Raw genomic sequence first — 17,328 nt, forward strand, 5'->3', positions numbered from 1 at the left:
CATCAATTAAAACTTAAGTGTAAGGTTCACTCCCATATTTCTGGTACTTGGCAACTGTCCCATTTCGATTCCCGGAAGCAATGTTCCACCATTCAAAGCTGCCGTTTCCGGATCAAACATTGGGAACTTGGTCCACATCGCCAGATCTCTTCCATACAGTGCGATGGAAGCTTGGCGTATACTTGTTTTCTGAAGGAGTTTGGCAGGAATTCCATATTCCAACCTCATTTCACGAAGTTTGAGAAATGATGCATCAAAGGAGTTGGATTCAACATTTGCCCTACGGTAAGCTTCCTTATAATAATCAGCGGTATTGACCTCTGTGGTATTTGGAGAGAAAGTACCGTCACCATTGTCCACCACACCTTTGCCTACGATCATTCCTGTCTCTCTGCCTTCCAGTGTATGAGTTAGCTTACCCTGCTCTGTCATCTTATGATGAGTCTGGGAATATACAATCCCTCCATATTGCCCGTCAAAAAGAACACTCATTCTAAGATTCTTGTAGACAAATTCATTTCTGAATCCACCTTTCCACTTTGCATAGGCATTTCCTTGGTATTCTATTTCCGAAGGTCTGGTAGGAAGACCATTGCTCCCATACACGATTTCTCCTTCTGGAGATCTTACAAAGCCAAACCCGTAGATATCTCCAGTGGTACCTCCAACTTTGGCTATAATGGACGCATTTCCTCCATTTCCTATTACCTGACTTCCATCTACCTCGTCAGGAAGAGAGAGCACTTCATTTTCATTTTTTGCCCAAGTCACAAAAGAATTCCACTGGAAATTATTCGTTTTGACAGGACTGCCGTTAAGTACCAACTCGATTCCCCTGTTTTGTACCTTTCCTGCATTTAGAATTGCGCTTGAATACCCAGTGGTGATATCTACCGGAACTTGAAGAATCTGGTTTTTAGTCTCTGAGATGTAAAAATTGACATCAAAGCCAAGTCTCCTATTGAAGAAAATCATCTCCAATCCGGTCTCAAAACTGGTAGTGATCTCCGGCTTGAAACTAGTATTATAAAGTGTAGACGGTACAGATGCTGAGCCGGGGAACTCACTTTGACCATAATACTTGGATGTTCGGTATGGATCTGTATCGTTTCCTACCTGGGCTCCCGACACTCTTAGCTTCGCAAAGGAAATCCCGGCCGGCAAGACAAAAATATCTGATAGCACAAAACTGGTACTTACAGAAGGATAGAAGAAGCTGTTATTTTGAATAGGGAGCGTACTAGACCAGTCATTTCTTCCCGTGATGTCCACGAATACTTTTTCGTCAAAATCCAATGTTACCAATCCATAAAGAGAATTGATCACCCGGTTATTATCATTGGTAGAAAACACCGGATTGTTGATACCGTTTGCGAGTTTGTACACTCCCGGAATCACCAGACCATCGACATAGGCAGACATCATGCGGAATTTTCTGGACATGTGATTGGCACCTATGCTTGCCCTCAAAGAAATTTTCTGAGCTAGTTTCCCTTTATAAGTGAACAAGAAATCTGAGTTTTGCTCATAATTGGTGATGCTCTGTTCCTTGAAATAACCTCTTTGGAAATTTGCCGTACTGTAAGGCCGCTGTTGCTGACGTTCTTCTTGACTCATAGCCAAACTGGTTCTTACCATCAACTCAAAATGATCGCTGAAGGTGTAGTTAGCAGACAGATTTCCAAACACGGAGTTATTATTCACAGCGTTGGTCATCTCATATGCGATCAAATACGGATTGTCTATAAAAGAGCTAAACGGATGAACCTGCTCTACATTTTCCAATCCTTTTCTCCAAATCGGCCGATACCATTCCAAGTCTATGCTTGGATTTTGGAAGATCATAAAGTAGGCAATGGACTGATTATTATAACCGGTAGCGGGAAGATTATCAGAGTTCTTGTTGGTGTAATTTACTTTGGCATTCAGCTTTAACCGTTTGCTGACCTGTTGTGATGCCGATAGCGAAGCTACCAGTCGCTCAAAACCTGTATTGGGCATGATCCACTCGTTCTTGGTATGGGTGATAGAAGCCCTCAAGGAGCCACCATCATTTGCTCCTTCGAGTGAAACACTGTTGACCATGTTGAAACCTGTCTTCCAGAAACCTGTCACATTGTCCTCATAAGGCCTCCAAAGCTGGCGCTCAGCTGACTGCCCTTCCAGTGTAGGATCGTATTGAAAATAATACTGCCCGTCGAACTTCGGCCCAAATGCACTACTGGTACCCCCTGTACTGGATCCATCTTCAGATACGCCATAAGAGTAGTAAGGATCACCGTCTGCATTGAAAGATTTACCTGTTCCCTGCCCGTATTCATACTGTCTGTCAGGCCAGTTCAATACATTCTGAAAACTGAAATTGGAATTGATCGTCACTCCGAGTCCCTTGTTTTTTCTAGAACCGCTTTTTGTGGTCACGATCAATGCACCATTTGCAGCCCGGCTGCCATAAAGTGCCGTGGCACTTGCTCCCTTCAGCACAGTAATATTTTCTATATCATCAGGATTGAGATCTGCTATTCCATTTCCAAAATCCACAGGCACATCATTTCCTGATCCAGCACCATATGCATTGCTAACCCCTGATGAAGTCAATCCCGAATTCATAGGAACTCCATCTACTACGATCAAGGCAAAATTGCCATTAGGATTAAGAGAATTATCTCCCCGAAGGCTGATTTGCGAGGAATTCATAGGTCCTGATCCAGCCGAAAGCACATTTAGACCTGCTACCTTACCTCTTAGCGCATCAGACCAGTTGTTTGACCTCGCATCAAGCAGCTCTTCAGAATCTACTTTTTGGGTAGCGTAGCCAAGCGCTTTCTCATCTCTTTTGATCCCCAAGGCTGTCACCACTACTTCACCGAGCACATCGCCGTCCAGCCTCAATCTTATAGTAAGATCAGTCTGATTTGCCGCCTGTACTTCCTGTTTATCATATCCTACATAAGAGAAGACCAACATTGCGCCTTCTTCCACAGAGATCGAAAATTTACCATCGAGATCTGTAGTAGTGCCCGTCGCAGTACCTTTGATGATAATATTCACTCCAGGCAGCGTTTCACCGGTTTCTTCATCTACCACAATCCCTGAAATTCTCACCTTATCCACCAAATTCTCCTGTAGTGCCGGTTTCACTTTGGTACTTACTGCTATTGTATTATTGATCTGCTTAAACTTCAGACTAGACTGGCGGGAGATTTCTTCAAGAATAGATTGAAGATCCATTTTCCGCTTAGAATAGCTCACTTTAGTAGTAAGGTCCAATCCCGTCTCATAGGAAAACTTGAATCCGGATTGCTTCTCTATCTGGTTAAAAGATTCCGAAAGCACCAGTTCAACTGCATTGAAAGTGACGATAGTCTCTTCCAGTTTTTGGGCATTTACGTCACTGGCAAGCACCATTGAATGCATCCAGCAACTGAGTAGACAAGCCGTAAATAATCTCATAACCAAGGTTTTTAAGGCTGGTGGTAACTTTTTTTTCATAAATTTGATTTGTTCATGTGATAAAATGTCTGAATCGTTTTTTACTCGAACTGAATGGATCCGTTGGCGCGGATCCATTCGTATTTTAAGGGCAATTTTTAAAGGATATGGTTACTTTTTTTCCATCTAATTGATAGGTTATCGGTATAGAATATTGGATGAGCTGAAGTAGATTTTCCAAACTTTGTTTCTCGTAAGTCCCTGAGATTTGGCAAGTATTAGATGCTTTTAGGTCATGTGTCATTTTCACTCCATACCAATCTTCCAGCGTCGTGATCATCTCATTCATTGGAGTGTTCTTGAAGACTATGATGTCCTGAGTCCATGCTAATAGTGGGTCATTTTCAAGCATTGTCGAGACAAAACCCGTCTGATTGGTATAATCAAGCCGAAGATTGGGGGTGAGCATAAACGTGGAATCAACTTGATCAGACACCTTGACCAAGCCGGTTTTCACAGCGACTACTTCCTGCCGGCCTACTAGATTTTTGATGAGAAATGATGTCCCAAGTACTTCGGTGGTAAGATTTGCGGACTCTACAAGGAAAGGATGCAGCGTATCGCGTTTTACTTCGAAAAATGCCTCGCCGGAAAGTTTCACAAATCTGTTTTCGGAGAAGTTTTCGGCAACTTTGATATGAGTGTTATGAAATAAACTCACTATTGACCCATCCGGGAGTTTTACCTTTTTGATCATTCCTTTTGAATTCTCAAAAGTCAAAAAGGCAGTTTCTTGACTTTCCTGTGAACCGGGTGTCAATTTATTCATAGCCAGAAGTCCAATTCCAACGAGTAAAATTAGTGATGCGGCAACCTTCCATCGCAAAAACCCTTGTTTCGGTAAAGTATTTGGAAGCTGATAATGAGTAGCTTTCTGAATGTTCTTAAGCATTTCAGATTCTATCTGAGCTTTGTCCCGCTTCTTAAAATCCTGAATGTGGCATGAAGAGTCAATTCCCTTGTCATACCAGGAGTTGAATTTTTGGATTTCTTCTTTGGAAGCTTTTCCCCGAAGGGTTTTAGAAACGATGTCCGAAAGGACAGATGATAGTCTCATGTGTAGTTGTCTTTCACTTATTAAGTGTCAAAACGTCCACTTGACTACCACTCATTTTGATTATCTAATCATGAATAATAGGCTGGAAAAAATAATCTCAGGATAACAAAGAAACACCTAAGCCACGAAATAAACAGCCAATACCGGAGCCAAATGTTTCAACTCCCCACGCATGATTTTAAGCGATTTGGTGAGTTGATTATGAACGGTCTGGGGAGAAATATTTAGCTTGTCGGCGATTTCGTCGACTGAATACCCTTCCAGTCTACTCATGCGAAAGACCAGTTGGGCTCTTGGGGGAAGCATTTCCACCGCAATCTCTATCTCTTTATACAGTTCTTCAAATCCAAAAACATCCTCTTCATAAAAGGATTCAGGAAAAGTATTGGCACTGCCGGATCGGGTTTTTGTCAACTCATCAAAATACTTCATCACCTGATATTTTACTGCTGTGAGTAGGTATCCTTTGATCCCGGATTTGATTTCCAACGACTCACGCCTTTGCCAGATATCTATAAAAATCTCCTGTAGCATATCCTCAACGACGGATTGATTACCGATTTTGCAGTACGCAGATTGGTACATCAATTCCCAATTGTCCTTGAAAACCTGTTCGAAATGTGCTGAATTCTGAAAAGCGGACATAATCCTGAATCGGGGTGTCCTCAAAATTAATCGGGATCAGGACCAAAGTGGAATCGAGGAGGTTAAGATATTATTAAGAGATAGCACACAGCAAAGTATTCTGTTCCTAACCTTTCATAAGTCAACAGTCTCATTAAAATCAAACAAACCCATATTTTAGCGGGATGAAAAGAATACTACCATTAGTTATTTGTTTTTTAACGCTCCTATCCTGTGTGGAAGATGAGAAGCCAGATTCCCAAACACCTGACAAATTCAAAGTTACATCTGTTGACTACATCCAAGAAAATCAAATAATGTATGTCATCCTACATGATTCAATCGGGACGGCACTAGAGTATAGTGCAATTAATAATGGAGAGACTGTCGAATTCTTGGTAGACAAAAGCAAAAAATATTTCGTAAGCATCTATACGATCTTGAAAGGTGAATATGGTCATCAGGAATACATGAGCACATTTACTGATCAAGATTTAACTTTCGGCATGGTTTTACAAAAGGACTCATCAACTACACCACCTCAGACTGGTACTTTCAAAGTAATAGTTACAGATGACGAGCCAGTGGGAGCTTATGTAACAGCTGAAGGTTGGATGTCTGATTATTCTCCTTATACAAACCTATATGACGAGAATGCAAAATTGTTCTCTGGAGTGACACGATATATGGTGGTAGCAAGCGGGGCTTCCGGAAGACGATATTCCTATATCGATAATCCTCAGAAAGACAAAACCTATACACTTAAGTATACGCAAATGAAGGCGTTTGACTTCATATTTGAAGTCCCAAAATCAGACTACTTATTTTTTAGCTACGAAATTCGCAGCATGGAAAAGAGAAATGGACTGAATTTCTCAAATTATATACTTGGAAACATGGGGTTTTATAATGAGAGAGACGGAACTTATAAACTAGGGTATGTTAGTGACATTAAGAATTATTGGACTCTTGTCACTGCCAATAAAGCATCCAATGAAAAAGTGTCCTATACTTACTCGAAAACAGGAAATCCTCCATCTCAGATAACATTTTTGGATATAGAAGAAATAAAAATTGCTAAAAACTCCATCTCTGATTTTCAATTTGAAACAACAGTGGAAGACGCTGAGTATTATAGTGTAGGCTTTCTTTCTACAAAGCATGTTTTTGACGGGCGACCAACTTCCACCTCTTTCAGCTGGAGTATAAATGGCCCTGCTACTACCTTTTCTATGACCCTTCCACAAGATTTAATAGAAGCTCACCCGCTGACGCTCTCTGATTTCTCTCATCTTTATTTATCAAGTGCGGGGATTACCAAAAAATCGAGCGAATCAAACACAGAAGGAGTGGCTGAATCAGAAACCACCTCAATTAATCAACGGTTTGATAACTAACGCACCTTATTGTTCAACTCCTTCTCCTTAGCCTTGTGGAAATCTATGGGTAAAAACTAATTCCAACTGGAACTCAAATAAACTATTGTTATTTTTCTTCTTCAAATGATCAACAAGTAACAATGGAATCACTACAAGGAAAAACTGCGCTGATTACTGGCGCAGGAAAAGGATTAGGCAAAGCGATTGCTGAGGCATTGGCCAAAGAAGGCGTTCATCTCGCATTGCTATCCAGAACGGAAGCTGACTTGCTAGCTGTCAAGAAAATAGTAGCAGAAATAGATGCTTCTCTGAAAGTAAGCATCGCCGTTGCAGATCAGTCTGACTTCCCCAGCATTAAAAATGCAATCGCTTCATTGATCTCTGAAACTGGAGTACCTGATATTCTGGTCAATAATGCAGGAATCGGGAAGTTTGGTAAATTCCTCGATCTGGAAGTGGGTGAATGGGAAAATATCATCAAAGTCAACTTGCTGGGCGTGTATTATGTAATCCACGAAGTACTTCCCGGCATGCTCGCCCGCAAATCCGGCGACATTGTAAATGTATCTTCTACTGCCGGCCAAAAAGGAAATGCGATGACCAGTGCATACAGTGCGTCCAAATTCGGATTAAACGGGCTGACAGAATCGCTAATGCAGGAGGTACGCAAATCAGACATCCGTGTCTTTAGCATGAGTCCGAGTACGATTGCGACAGATTTGGCTATTGGCAATAACTTGACAGACGGAAATCCGGACAACGTATTGCAACCGGAGGATTTTGCGGAGTTGCTTGTGGCTCACTTGAAGCTACCCAAGAGAGCATTGGTCAAGGATGTAGGACTTTGGTCTACAAATCCGTAGGTTTTTTGGCATTTTAAAACAGTTATTAATGCAACTTTATTGCATTAATAACTGTTTCTTCTGTCATATCAGTCTAAAAATACACCTATGGAAAAAAGTAAGTTTGAAGTAATCATCATTGGAGGAAGCTATGCCGGATTATCTGCCGCCATGGCATTAGGAAGATCATTGCGTAAGGTTCTGGTAATCGATGCGGGAAAACCCTGCAATAGACAAACTCCCCATTCCCACAATTTTTTGACTCAAGATGGAAAAACTCCTGCAGAAATAGCTTCAATAGGACGAAAGCAAGTGGAGAAGTATGACACGGTCACTTTCCTTTCAGGATTTGCCGTGGATGCAAAAAAGACCAATTCGGGCTTCGAAATCAAAACCGAAGACGATAAAGTCTTTGAAGGTAAAAAGCTAATTTTAGCCACTGGAGTTAAAGACATCATGCCTGAAATCCCAGGCTTTTCCGAGTGCTGGGGAATTTCTGTGATTCACTGTCCCTACTGCCATGGTTACGAAGTACGGAATGAAAAAACCGGAATTTTGGCAAATGGCGATTTTGCATTTGAATTCGGCAAAATGATCACTAATTGGACGAAAGATCTTACATTATTCACCAACGGAAAATCAACGTTATCTCAGGAGCAGGCCGACAAATTAGCTACAAAAGGTGTTCATGTCATCGAAACGGAAATTATGAGCATCCGCCATACGGTTGGAAAACTAGAATATCTAGTGCTAAAGGATAACTCGAAATTTCCGCTGAATGCGTTTTATTCAAAAGTTGATTTTGTACAAAGCACTGCAATCCCATCCACTCTGGAAATAGAGTTGACTGATCATGGTCATATTAAAGTTGACCTTATGCAGAAAACCAATATTCCCGGAGTATATGCCTGTGGGGATAGCACCACCCCGTTTCGGTCAGTATCATATGCAGTATCTACCGGTGCTATGGCCGGAGTTGCATCTAATAAAGAATTGATAGATGAAGAGTTTTAGCATCTCCGGATAACAGTAGCTGCGCTTTTTTTTGGTTTGTCGAGAGGCTTATGACTTGAAAATAAAGAGTCAGGAAATCATACCTATAACCCACTAGTGGTTGGTATAGATCAACTAAACCCCATTCCCTCCGCTCCCACGGAGGGAATGGCTCATCTATCCTCATTGCAATTAATTCCAAAAACATACCCGAAACAGTACAGACAGACATATAATAACTTGCCAAGCTTTTAAAGATTAAAATATTCACCCTATATTCTAATAGTTAACCCATGATTATTTCATTTTTTTTAACAAAAATGAATTGCTAGTTCCGATTGGGGTGAAAGTTCACTACTTAAACAACGAGCTTAAATATGCGTCCGGCAAAGCTAACCAATTATCGTATTGGACTGAATCGGATAAATTGCAAGGATTTGAAGGCGAAAAATCACACCCTGCGAGATTAATTATGAAGACAATAATCTACGCTTAGATGAACGGGCAATGGCTTATCTTGACATCAACTGCTCACATTGCCCTAGTGCCGAGGGACCTGCAAGTACTTCAGCCCTTTTTCTCACCTATGATCAGACTGATCTGAGAAAATTAGGTGTAAATAAAATCCCGGTAGCGGCAGGAAATGGAGCGGGAACTTTTGACTTTGACGTCATGCCGGGGAAAGCTGATGAATCCATACTCACGCATCATATGAATTCCACAGAAGTAGGGATAGCCATGCCGGAGCTCGGAAGAACAACAGTCCATAATGAGGGTGTTGAGCTAATCAGGGACTGGATCAACAGCATGAAATAAAAAAGGCTCCGCAATCGAGACGGAGCCTCTAATTCACTATTGAATTCCTTTAGAAAGTATAACCGGCAGATAGCTTAAAGCCTCTGTTATACACATCAGCATCACTGTCTTTGAAAATCGGGGTAAATCCATAATCATAAGATGCCTGGACGTTAAAACCTTTTGGCAGATTATATCCAAGTCCCAATACTAATCCGAAGTCTGTTTCTTTTATCGCGTCTGAATCATAAGAAATCGTATTGCCGAAGAAATCACCTTCAAACTTAGAATTTGCCAGAAAGGAGATCTGAGGCCCTGCGAAAACATTAAACCCCTCCGCAGGATACAATCTGAACAGCACGGGAACATCCACATAATTCAAAATTGCTCTACTGTCTACAAAATCATCGTTTTGGGTTCCTTTCACAGCGTAGTATACTCCGGGCTCTAACGCCAAACGGTCCGTCATAAATAGCATGGCATAACCCCCAACGTGAAAACCTACCCTATTTGTGTAAGAGTTTTCCGAAACATCATCCCCTCCAAAATTGAAAAGACTGGCACCGCCCCGAACACCGAATCCTCCGGGTTTATCAGATGATTGAGCTTGAGACAGTTGGACTGCTCCCAGGCCAAGGGCAAGAATTAACAATACTTTTTTCATAGTCAAATACTAATTGGTTATACCACTGTATTCCCATGACCATGCCAAAGAGCAACTACTCAGTCTAAATTCTCAATTACTTTTTTGTCAATATAATTCGAATTCAACAAACTCAGAGCGCCCATATATTTCATATCGAAATTCAATGTATCGCCTACTTTATAGTTGTTGGGATTTTTACCTAGATTAATAATCAGCATATCCGAACTGGCTCCAAGTATTTCATATTTCTCATCACTCGGTATCAAATATTTCGGATCTACATCCAAAAGTCCGATATCAATGATGGCTCTAAAAGAGCTTTGTCCATAGAGGGACTCGTCAATTTCAGCAGTTTCTCCTTGAGGATTAGCAGCTAGATTCCCAACGGGTAGGAGCGGCTTTTCCTGCATTTCGATAATCTCCGCATGCAGTTCAAACACATCGCCATTCATGCCTTCTATCACTTTTTCTTCAAATAAGTCAAGTCCAAAATACAAGGTTTCCCCCACTCGAAAATGGTTGATTCCCTTTGGAAGCTGATGAGTCAGCATCAAAGGAATCGTAACTGATGTCCCGGCAGATACCCAAGGAATTTTCTTGTTGAACTTCAACTCGATGATTTGCTTGTACAGAGACAGCTGAATAAGCTTGTCCGTAGAGGGCATTACGCCATTGAGACAATTTAGATTTGTACCCAACCCTATCACTTCGATGTTTGGAAGCTGGAAGATTTGGGAATAAAATTCCACCAACTGTTCTCCCATCACACCCTCCCGAAGATCCCCTGTCTCCACCATAATGATAATCTTATGTTTTTTGCCAAGCTCCACAGCCTCCTTGCTAATCCATCGGATGGTTTCCAATTCACTGTTCAAGCTGACATCCGCAAACTGCACCATTTTGGCAATATTTCTTTTAGAAACCGGTTTGATGTACACAGTCTGAACTTCAGGATAAAGGGACTTGACCATGGCCAGATTGGAAATCCTACTGTCATGAACCTCTTTCACTCCCAGGTCTATAAGTTCTTGAAGGAAAAGCTTGTTTCCGCAGAGCAGTTTTGACACAACTCCCCAAGAAATTTCATTTGCCTTAAAGGTCTTTTTGAGAAACTCAAAGTTCTCCTTGAGCTTAGCTCTATTTAATGTCAGATATGCCATCTCACTTAGTCAACCTCATTTCGAGATACTTGTTGGTAAAGCCTATTCTTTCGTAAAGTTTCTTGGCAGGATTATCAGGCTCTACGTGCAGGGCTATAGAACCATTAGCCATCTTGATAGCCATTTCCATAAGTTTCCCGCCGATGCCTTTTCCTCGCTGTTCGGCATCTACTGCTATATAAACGAGAATATTTTCCGGAATATAACCTGACATTCCTGTTTTGTTCATGACAAGCACACCGAGAAGCTTACCCTCTTCCCGGGCCATCACCACAAAACCTCCCGCATGGAGGCTTTGGTCCAGAGCATAATCCAAGCATTTCATAATATCTTCCTTTGGATCACCATATTGCCCCAGATGAACAAACAGGAAGTCTGCGATTTCATTTTTCTGCAAATAAGTAGCAGAATCAATAGTGGATAGCGTTTCTAGTTTGATCATATAGATTTTAACTTTGAACTGTGATTTTTTTCATAATAGATTACTGACAAAAACGTCAGCAAAGAGAGCGTGAGCCCAAATAGATTGGCATCCAAGCCGAACGGAAGAGCTACTTCGGAAATAATTAATCCAGCAGTCAAAGACCCGCCGGTGATCATGGATGAAGTGGCTGCCCTGGCACTATTCTGCCCGAAGAATAAACCCGCCACCACGGGAATTAATAAGCCCGAAACCATAAATGCATAGGAATATAGCATCAAACTGAGGACTTCCGTCATCTGCCAAGCAATAATAATTGCCATCACGCCTATCCCCAACGTCAGCAACTGAGAGATTCTCATCTCCTCCTTCAGAGATTTGCTTGTGAAGAATTTCCCTAAAATATCTGTAGTCATATTTCCGGAAGCCGCCATCAGGCAAGAATCCGCCGTAGAAAGAACCGCCGAGAAATAAGCCGACATCATTAATCCCAAAATACCCGCAGGCAAGATTTGGCTGAGTAACACGGGAAGCCCCATCTCAGGATCCATAGCTGTTGTGAAGCCCTCCAATGCCCCCTGCTCCACTGCCACTCTGGATAGTAAACCCAAAGAAACCCCTAAAAGTGCCATGATCGGCCATTCGAACAGCCCTGCTATAAACCAAGCCTTCTTGGCCGACTTCACATCCCTGGCAGCAAAAATTCGCTGATAAAGTGTCATTCCCACAAACCAAATTGGAATTATAGTAATTCCCCAGTTGGCAAGATCCTGCCAAGTAAGATTGGAAAAAGAGAAAAATTCCTGAGGCAAAGTGCTCTGTATTCCTTCCCAGCCACCAACGTAATTATAGGAAATCGGAATTCCGATAAACATCAATCCCGCCATCAAAACAATCCATTGTATGGTATCGGTGTAGATTACAGCTTTCAATCCACCCATCACGGTATAAATCACGGCCACAGCTCCCATTATCAAAAGTGCATACGAAAGATCAAGCTCTTTGAAAGTACCTGAAGCAAGCTTTGCCCCAGCCAATAATTGGGAAGAAGTAAAACCTAAGTATCCTAAAAAACAGATCACCGCGGCTACTTTCGCAGTGGTGGAATTATACAGATGCCCTATGATCTGAGGAAATGTAAAAAACTTAGCAAAAGCCGGATCAGACTTTACTCTGGGAATCAAAACCACCGCAGCTAACCAAGCGCCTAAAAGTCCGGTGAAAAGCATCCAGGACCCGGACAAGCCCATCACAAAGCCCAAACCGCCCAAGCCAATGGAAAAACCTCCTCCTACGTCAGTCGCTACAACGGACAGGCCAATATGCCAGTGTCCGATACTCCTTCCTCCCACATAGTAATCCTCCTGACCTGAATTCTTTTTCATATAAAAAAATCCCACACCCAGCATAGCCAGCATGTAGGCCACAAAGATCCCCAGATCTAAATAACTCATATCTATTTTCTATTTGTAACAAAATCCTCCTGAAATATAATTTTTCAAAGTTAAGCAATAAGCCTCGCATTCAAAATTTTAATTGGTTTAAAGGCGGAATTTGATCTTTCAGTGCAATTTTAGATTGGAATAGTATAAAAAAAGATTATCCACAACCACATTGCGTCCGTAAGTCTATTACTTATTCAAGGCAAGAAGGCGTATTGCTATTTCTTCTAGGTTTTGTTAAATCCTATCTTAGCATTAGTAGTTGGATAGTGACGGCTAGAAATCTTCGGAAAAGTCAAACTAAACTCAATTATTTAATCTTAAAAAATTTGGCAATCTCATTTTTTTTTTGATTGACTTTCATTAAATCATTTTCACACTTCTAAAATCAAATAATTATGAAAAAAATTGTTTTAATTCTTGGTTTAGGATTTTTGGGATTGTCCCCATTTGCGGAGCTCAATGCAGCCTGCACCAACCCACAAGGTCAAGAGTTACTGTTTGAAGATGCTAACGGAACTTATGTGCTATCCAAATCTGCTGGAAGCGGTGCCTGTAGAGGCTGTGGAGGCTGTGTAATCTACATTAATTAGATACAGTCACAAGGATTATCCGCAACTCTAACTATTTGCAAACCAGCTCTCCACTTAATTAATTTGTGAAATTACGGCTGTAAATTTTATGTAAAATTTAGCTTCCGTGCTTTGCGAATTGAATTGCAGATATTCTTTTAAGCCAAAGTAAACTGTTTACTGAAAAATGACCTTATCATTTATTTTTTATCATTTCAAAACATAAACCAATTACCTAGGTATTTCCCATCAGTACCTATAATCGTATTATTACTAATAATATTTTCAGCTTCTTGTAATCGAAGCAAGAAGGTCGAAGAAGAAAACACATTCCACGCCAACTACCTGATAAAAAAAATTTCACTTGAGTTGGATGATTCCACATCCAATGAGTTTCATTACACTCAGTATTTTCAAGATGATTCAGAGGAATATCTGATAACGCTTAACACGTTAACTTACACCGTTGACAAGTATTCACTTAACTCAGGTGAAATGGTCAAGCGTATAAATATCCCCATGGGTGGACCGGAAGGAATTACAGGTAATGTCTTGCAAGGACTAACCTACAGCTCTCCTGATTCTATATTTGTATTCGTTAGGGGAAATATCAATGGCAGCATTTGTATAGATGAAGATGGCAATTTTGTTCATAAATTAAGTCCTGATAGAAACAAATTAATAGATCATGGTCTTATCAATCATGTTTCAACCGTCCCCAACCCAACGTTCAAAGCAGGCAATAAACTTCATTTTGTCCGATATAGCCTAGGGGATCTTTATAATCCGTCAGAGCTTAATAAAAAATTCCCCATTACTTTGGAATATGACATTGAATCAAACGAGCTTTCCTTTGATTCAATGAACACATACCCAGACTTATATCTAGATAAAATATGGCCGTTTTCTGACACTGACTATTCGAGAAGTGCAATTTCAGCTACGAAATACCTGGTTTCATGGCCTTTGATGGACTCTCTGATTCTATTTAACAAATCAAGCAATACCCTAGATCATATTTCAGCGAAAAGCAAGTACTTTAAGAGTAACCCACAAGACTTTAAAATAAAACCCAATGAAGAACAGGACAATGAACTTGTACTGAGCAACTATCGCTATGGCGATGTTCACTACGACTGGTACAACAAGCTCATTTATAGAATTGTCCGTCACCCCTTGAAAGATTATAAAAACAAGACAGCATGGCCTGCTGTGAACGAACAGAACTTTTCAATTATCGTGATGAGCCAGAACTTTGAAATCATCCATGAGGTTGATTTTCCTGGAAACCAGTATTCACCTTATTTAATTATCCCCAGCAAAGCAGGGTTAATGCTTTTCAGAAACAATATCTTCGATGAAACAGTCTCTGAAGATAGACTAGTCGTGGAGACTTTTGATCTTTCTAAGCCCATCTAATAATGAGTCTACACAAAAAAATATGCTGTTTTATACTAATTCTTGCATCATGCTCACCGAAACAGCAAGATGATACCTTTTTGGCCGACAGAGTTAATTTAACCAAAGAGACCTTAAATATAAGTACAGATAATTTTTTAGTAGTATTATTAGATGAATGTCCTTCGTGCCAAGTAATTTATAAAGATATTGCACGAAAACACCTTGACTCAGGCTCAGTAGTCATTGCTTCAAAAAACTCTAAGAAAGCTAAACTATTTATTGGTGGAGACTTTCCTAATCTTAAGCTAGATAAAGACTTTATCAGTAAGCGGTTAAATTTAATAGAGAGCTTCCCAGTATTTTACAGGAAAAACGGAAATTCATATGATTCCTTGGTCATTTTACCTCCAAAAAACCCTGGTCAATAACCATTCTGCTATACTTAGCATCCTAATCCTGTCTCTACTTGTTTCCTGCCACTCCAATCCTAAAAAGGCAGACAAGACAGCATTCAGTTATCCTATAGTTTTATCCTCCACTTTCCCGGAAAAATCAATCATCATGGATTTCCATTTTGATCAATCTGATCTGTTTATATTAAACAATTACAATCAGATTTTTAAAGTAACTCCGTCAGGAGAGCTGGATTTAATCTGGTCAGATAAAGTAGACCTTGACCCACTTGGAAAACCATATCAATACCCTAAGGGGAAGATGTCCCAAATTACTTATTTTAACCAAGTCCTCTACATTCAATATGCTAGCGAAAAATATTTGGAGTCAATTTCTCTGCTTGACTCTACTTTTCTAAAAAGAATCAACATCCCCTCATTGGAAGAAGATTTTTTCCTTAACCTATATGATTTTGGCTCTTCTAATAATGAAACATTAGCCATTGTCAATCTTTCACGACAAACGGGAAAATTTCAAATTCAAAGTTTAAATATGGAAACCGGTGAAAGTAAACTTATGGCTACTGGTGAATTTAGGCACACAAGTAAGTCCATTGCCACCCATATTGCGAAAGACCACTTTTTCATCATCGATCCTTCAGAGGCATACTTTACATTCTATGACAAAAGCGGAAACAAAATCTCTGATTCTAATTTTTACACTGAAAAATTAACCTTTACTGAAGGACAGGGAGCAGTTGAAGAGACAATTAAATCTGCCCTTGAAGATGGCAATATACGGATAATAGGAGGAACCGGAGCCCCGGAGCATTTCACACTAATTGTTGGTATCTCTAAACAAGCCCCCCTAACCAATTCTCTTGAATACAGCTATTCCCTTTTTGAAAAATCTGAGGATTTATCTTCTATTTATCCCATGGACAAGCTTGCAAAAACTATCATCACCAAAGGAAACTTAGTGCTAGTAGCCAGAAAATCTGAAAAGAACCAAACTATAGATATAATGTCATGGCATGATTTAATTGAAAGTACAATACCTTAAAGAATATCGACGTTCTGCCTTAGGGTATTCCTCTATAGTATCCTAATTCACAGTAGGCCTCATCACTTAGATTTGTTTACAATTTTTCACCTAAGCGGACATTTACCCCAATGTTGGAAAGCTTACAAGGTACAAAAAAGCCGACTTCGGCCGGCTTTTTTGGTTTTACATGAATTCAGCGATTCAATTACACATTTTCGCTTTTCACTGAAGCTGAGAAATACTCTCTGTTCATTCTGGCGATATTTGTTAGACTGATCCCTTTAGGGCATTCTGCTTCGCAGGCACCAGTATTGGTACATGCACCGAATCCTTCCGCATCCATCTGGGCAACCATCTTCTCTGCTCTGGTCATTCTTTCGACTTGACCCTGCGGCAGCATGGCCAACTGAGAGATTTTCGCAGAAGTGAACAGCATCGCAGAAGCATTTTTACACGCTGCCACACAAGCTCCGCAGCCTATGCAAGTAGCCGAGTCAAAGGCTTCATCAGCGATTCTCTTTGGAATAGGAATCTCATTTGCGTCAGGTACACCTCCTGTATTCACGGATACATAACCACCCGCCTGGATAATTCTATCGAATGAACCGCGATCCACCACCAAATCCTTCACTACCGGAAAAGCCGCTGCTCTCCAAGGCTCAATCGTGATAGTATCTCCATCAGAGAACGAACGCATGTGTAGTTGGCAAGTAGTAGTCTGCTTAGGGCCATGGGGATGGCCATTGATATAAAGGGAACACATGCCACAGATGCCTTCGCGACAATCGTGGTCAAAGTGTACGGGATCTTCTCCTTTTTCTGCAAGTTCCTCATTCAAGACATCCATCATCTCCAGGAATGACATGTCAGTGGAAATTCCATCTATGGGATAGGTGACAAACCCGCCCTTATCACCGGCGTTCTTTTGTCTCCATATTTTTAATGTCAGTTTCATATGTTTACGATTTGTCCTTTAAAGGCCGTATGGAATCTCGCTTGACCGATAATCAATGTGTGTTGCTTGCGTCTTGCTCGATTTCATAATAGTTATGAATTAATGTCTAGAA

Annotated in this window: 16 protein-coding genes; 8 read left to right on the top strand and 8 right to left on the bottom strand. The window is 40.7% G+C overall.

Annotated features, from left to right (window positions below):
• Positions 1-6: 6 nt before the first annotated feature.
• The 3 genes from ID165_RS15965 to ID165_RS15975 form a co-directional block, all read right to left on the bottom strand.
• Positions 7-3,453, bottom strand: coding sequence for a SusC/RagA family TonB-linked outer membrane protein (locus ID165_RS15965; protein ID WP_225586787.1), 3,447 nt, complete (start codon positions 3,451-3,453; stop codon positions 7-9).
• Positions 3,454-3,577: 124 nt separating this feature from the next.
• On the bottom strand, positions 3,578-4,549 hold the full coding sequence (locus ID165_RS15970) for a FecR family protein (protein WP_192345916.1): 972 nt from the start codon (positions 4,547-4,549) through the stop codon (positions 3,578-3,580).
• Between the two features lie 117 nt (positions 4,550-4,666).
• Positions 4,667-5,194 carry a sigma-70 family RNA polymerase sigma factor gene (locus ID165_RS15975; RefSeq protein ID WP_192345918.1) on the bottom strand — a complete coding sequence of 176 codons (528 nt, stop codon included), beginning with the start codon at positions 5,192-5,194 and terminating at the stop codon, positions 4,667-4,669.
• A gap of 164 nt (positions 5,195-5,358) precedes the next feature.
• Here ID165_RS15975 and ID165_RS15980 point away from each other — a divergent pair, with 164 nt between their 5' ends.
• From ID165_RS15980 to ID165_RS15995, 4 genes are all read left to right on the top strand, one after another.
• Positions 5,359-6,570: a hypothetical protein gene (locus ID165_RS15980; protein WP_192345920.1), complete on the top strand. Its 1,212-nt coding sequence runs from the start codon at positions 5,359-5,361 to the stop codon at positions 6,568-6,570.
• A 122-nt stretch (positions 6,571-6,692) separates the two neighbouring features.
• On the top strand, positions 6,693-7,415 hold the full coding sequence (locus ID165_RS15985) for a 3-ketoacyl-ACP reductase (RefSeq protein ID WP_192345922.1): 723 nt from the start codon (positions 6,693-6,695) through the stop codon (positions 7,413-7,415).
• A gap of 87 nt (positions 7,416-7,502) precedes the next feature.
• The gene (locus ID165_RS15990) at positions 7,503-8,408 is read left to right on the top strand and encodes an NAD(P)/FAD-dependent oxidoreductase (RefSeq protein ID WP_192345924.1); all 906 of its coding nucleotides are present in this window, start codon (positions 7,503-7,505) and stop codon (positions 8,406-8,408) included.
• Positions 8,409-8,894: 486 nt separating this feature from the next.
• Entirely contained in the window at positions 8,895-9,203 is a 309-nt protein-coding gene (locus ID165_RS15995) for a hypothetical protein (protein WP_192345926.1), read from the top strand.
• 49 nt (positions 9,204-9,252) lie between these two features.
• Here ID165_RS15995 and ID165_RS16000 read toward each other — a convergent pair whose 3' ends face one another.
• Genes ID165_RS16000 through ID165_RS16015 form a run of 4 tightly spaced genes read right to left on the bottom strand, consistent with a single transcriptional unit; the run spans position 9,253 to position 12,863 of the window.
• Complete coding sequence (locus ID165_RS16000) at positions 9,253-9,846, bottom strand: porin family protein (RefSeq protein ID WP_192345928.1); 594 nt, start codon at positions 9,844-9,846, stop codon at positions 9,253-9,255.
• Between the two features lie 59 nt (positions 9,847-9,905).
• Positions 9,906-10,988: an alanine racemase gene (locus ID165_RS16005; RefSeq protein ID WP_192345930.1), complete on the bottom strand. Its 1,083-nt coding sequence runs from the start codon at positions 10,986-10,988 to the stop codon at positions 9,906-9,908.
• 1 nt (position 10,989) lies between these two features.
• Positions 10,990-11,430, bottom strand: a complete 441-nt coding sequence (locus ID165_RS16010; protein ID WP_192345932.1) for a GNAT family N-acetyltransferase — start codon at positions 11,428-11,430, stop codon at positions 10,990-10,992.
• Positions 11,427-12,863 (bottom strand): sodium:solute symporter, encoded by a 1,437-nt coding sequence (locus tag ID165_RS16015; protein ID WP_192345934.1) that lies wholly within the window; start codon positions 12,861-12,863, stop codon positions 11,427-11,429. Before ID165_RS16015 ends, ID165_RS16010 begins: the two co-directional genes overlap by 4 nt.
• Positions 12,864-13,249: 386 nt before the next feature.
• Here ID165_RS16015 and ID165_RS16020 point away from each other — a divergent pair, with 386 nt between their 5' ends.
• From ID165_RS16020 to ID165_RS16035, 4 genes are all read left to right on the top strand, one after another.
• Entirely contained in the window at positions 13,250-13,444 is a 195-nt protein-coding gene (locus ID165_RS16020) for a hypothetical protein (RefSeq protein ID WP_192345936.1), read from the top strand.
• Between the two features lie 348 nt (positions 13,445-13,792).
• Positions 13,793-14,842, top strand: coding sequence for a DUF4221 family protein (locus ID165_RS16025; protein ID WP_225586790.1), 1,050 nt, complete (start codon positions 13,793-13,795; stop codon positions 14,840-14,842).
• Between the two features lie 2 nt (positions 14,843-14,844).
• Positions 14,845-15,252, top strand: coding sequence for a hypothetical protein (locus ID165_RS16030; RefSeq protein WP_192345938.1), 408 nt, complete (start codon positions 14,845-14,847; stop codon positions 15,250-15,252).
• Positions 15,253-15,655: 403 nt separating this feature from the next.
• Positions 15,656-16,279 (top strand): hypothetical protein, encoded by a 624-nt coding sequence (locus ID165_RS16035; protein WP_192345940.1) that lies wholly within the window; start codon positions 15,656-15,658, stop codon positions 16,277-16,279.
• Between the two features lie 187 nt (positions 16,280-16,466).
• On the opposite strand, the gene ID165_RS16040 is transcribed toward ID165_RS16035, so the two are convergent.
• Entirely contained in the window at positions 16,467-17,216 is a 750-nt protein-coding gene (locus ID165_RS16040) for a succinate dehydrogenase/fumarate reductase iron-sulfur subunit (protein WP_192345942.1), read from the bottom strand.
• Between the last annotated feature and the right edge of the window lie 112 nt (positions 17,217-17,328).

This window comes from Algoriphagus sp. Y33, from assembly GCF_014838715.1.
In the GTDB taxonomy this organism is placed as follows: Bacteria; Bacteroidota; Bacteroidia; order Cytophagales; family Cyclobacteriaceae; genus Algoriphagus.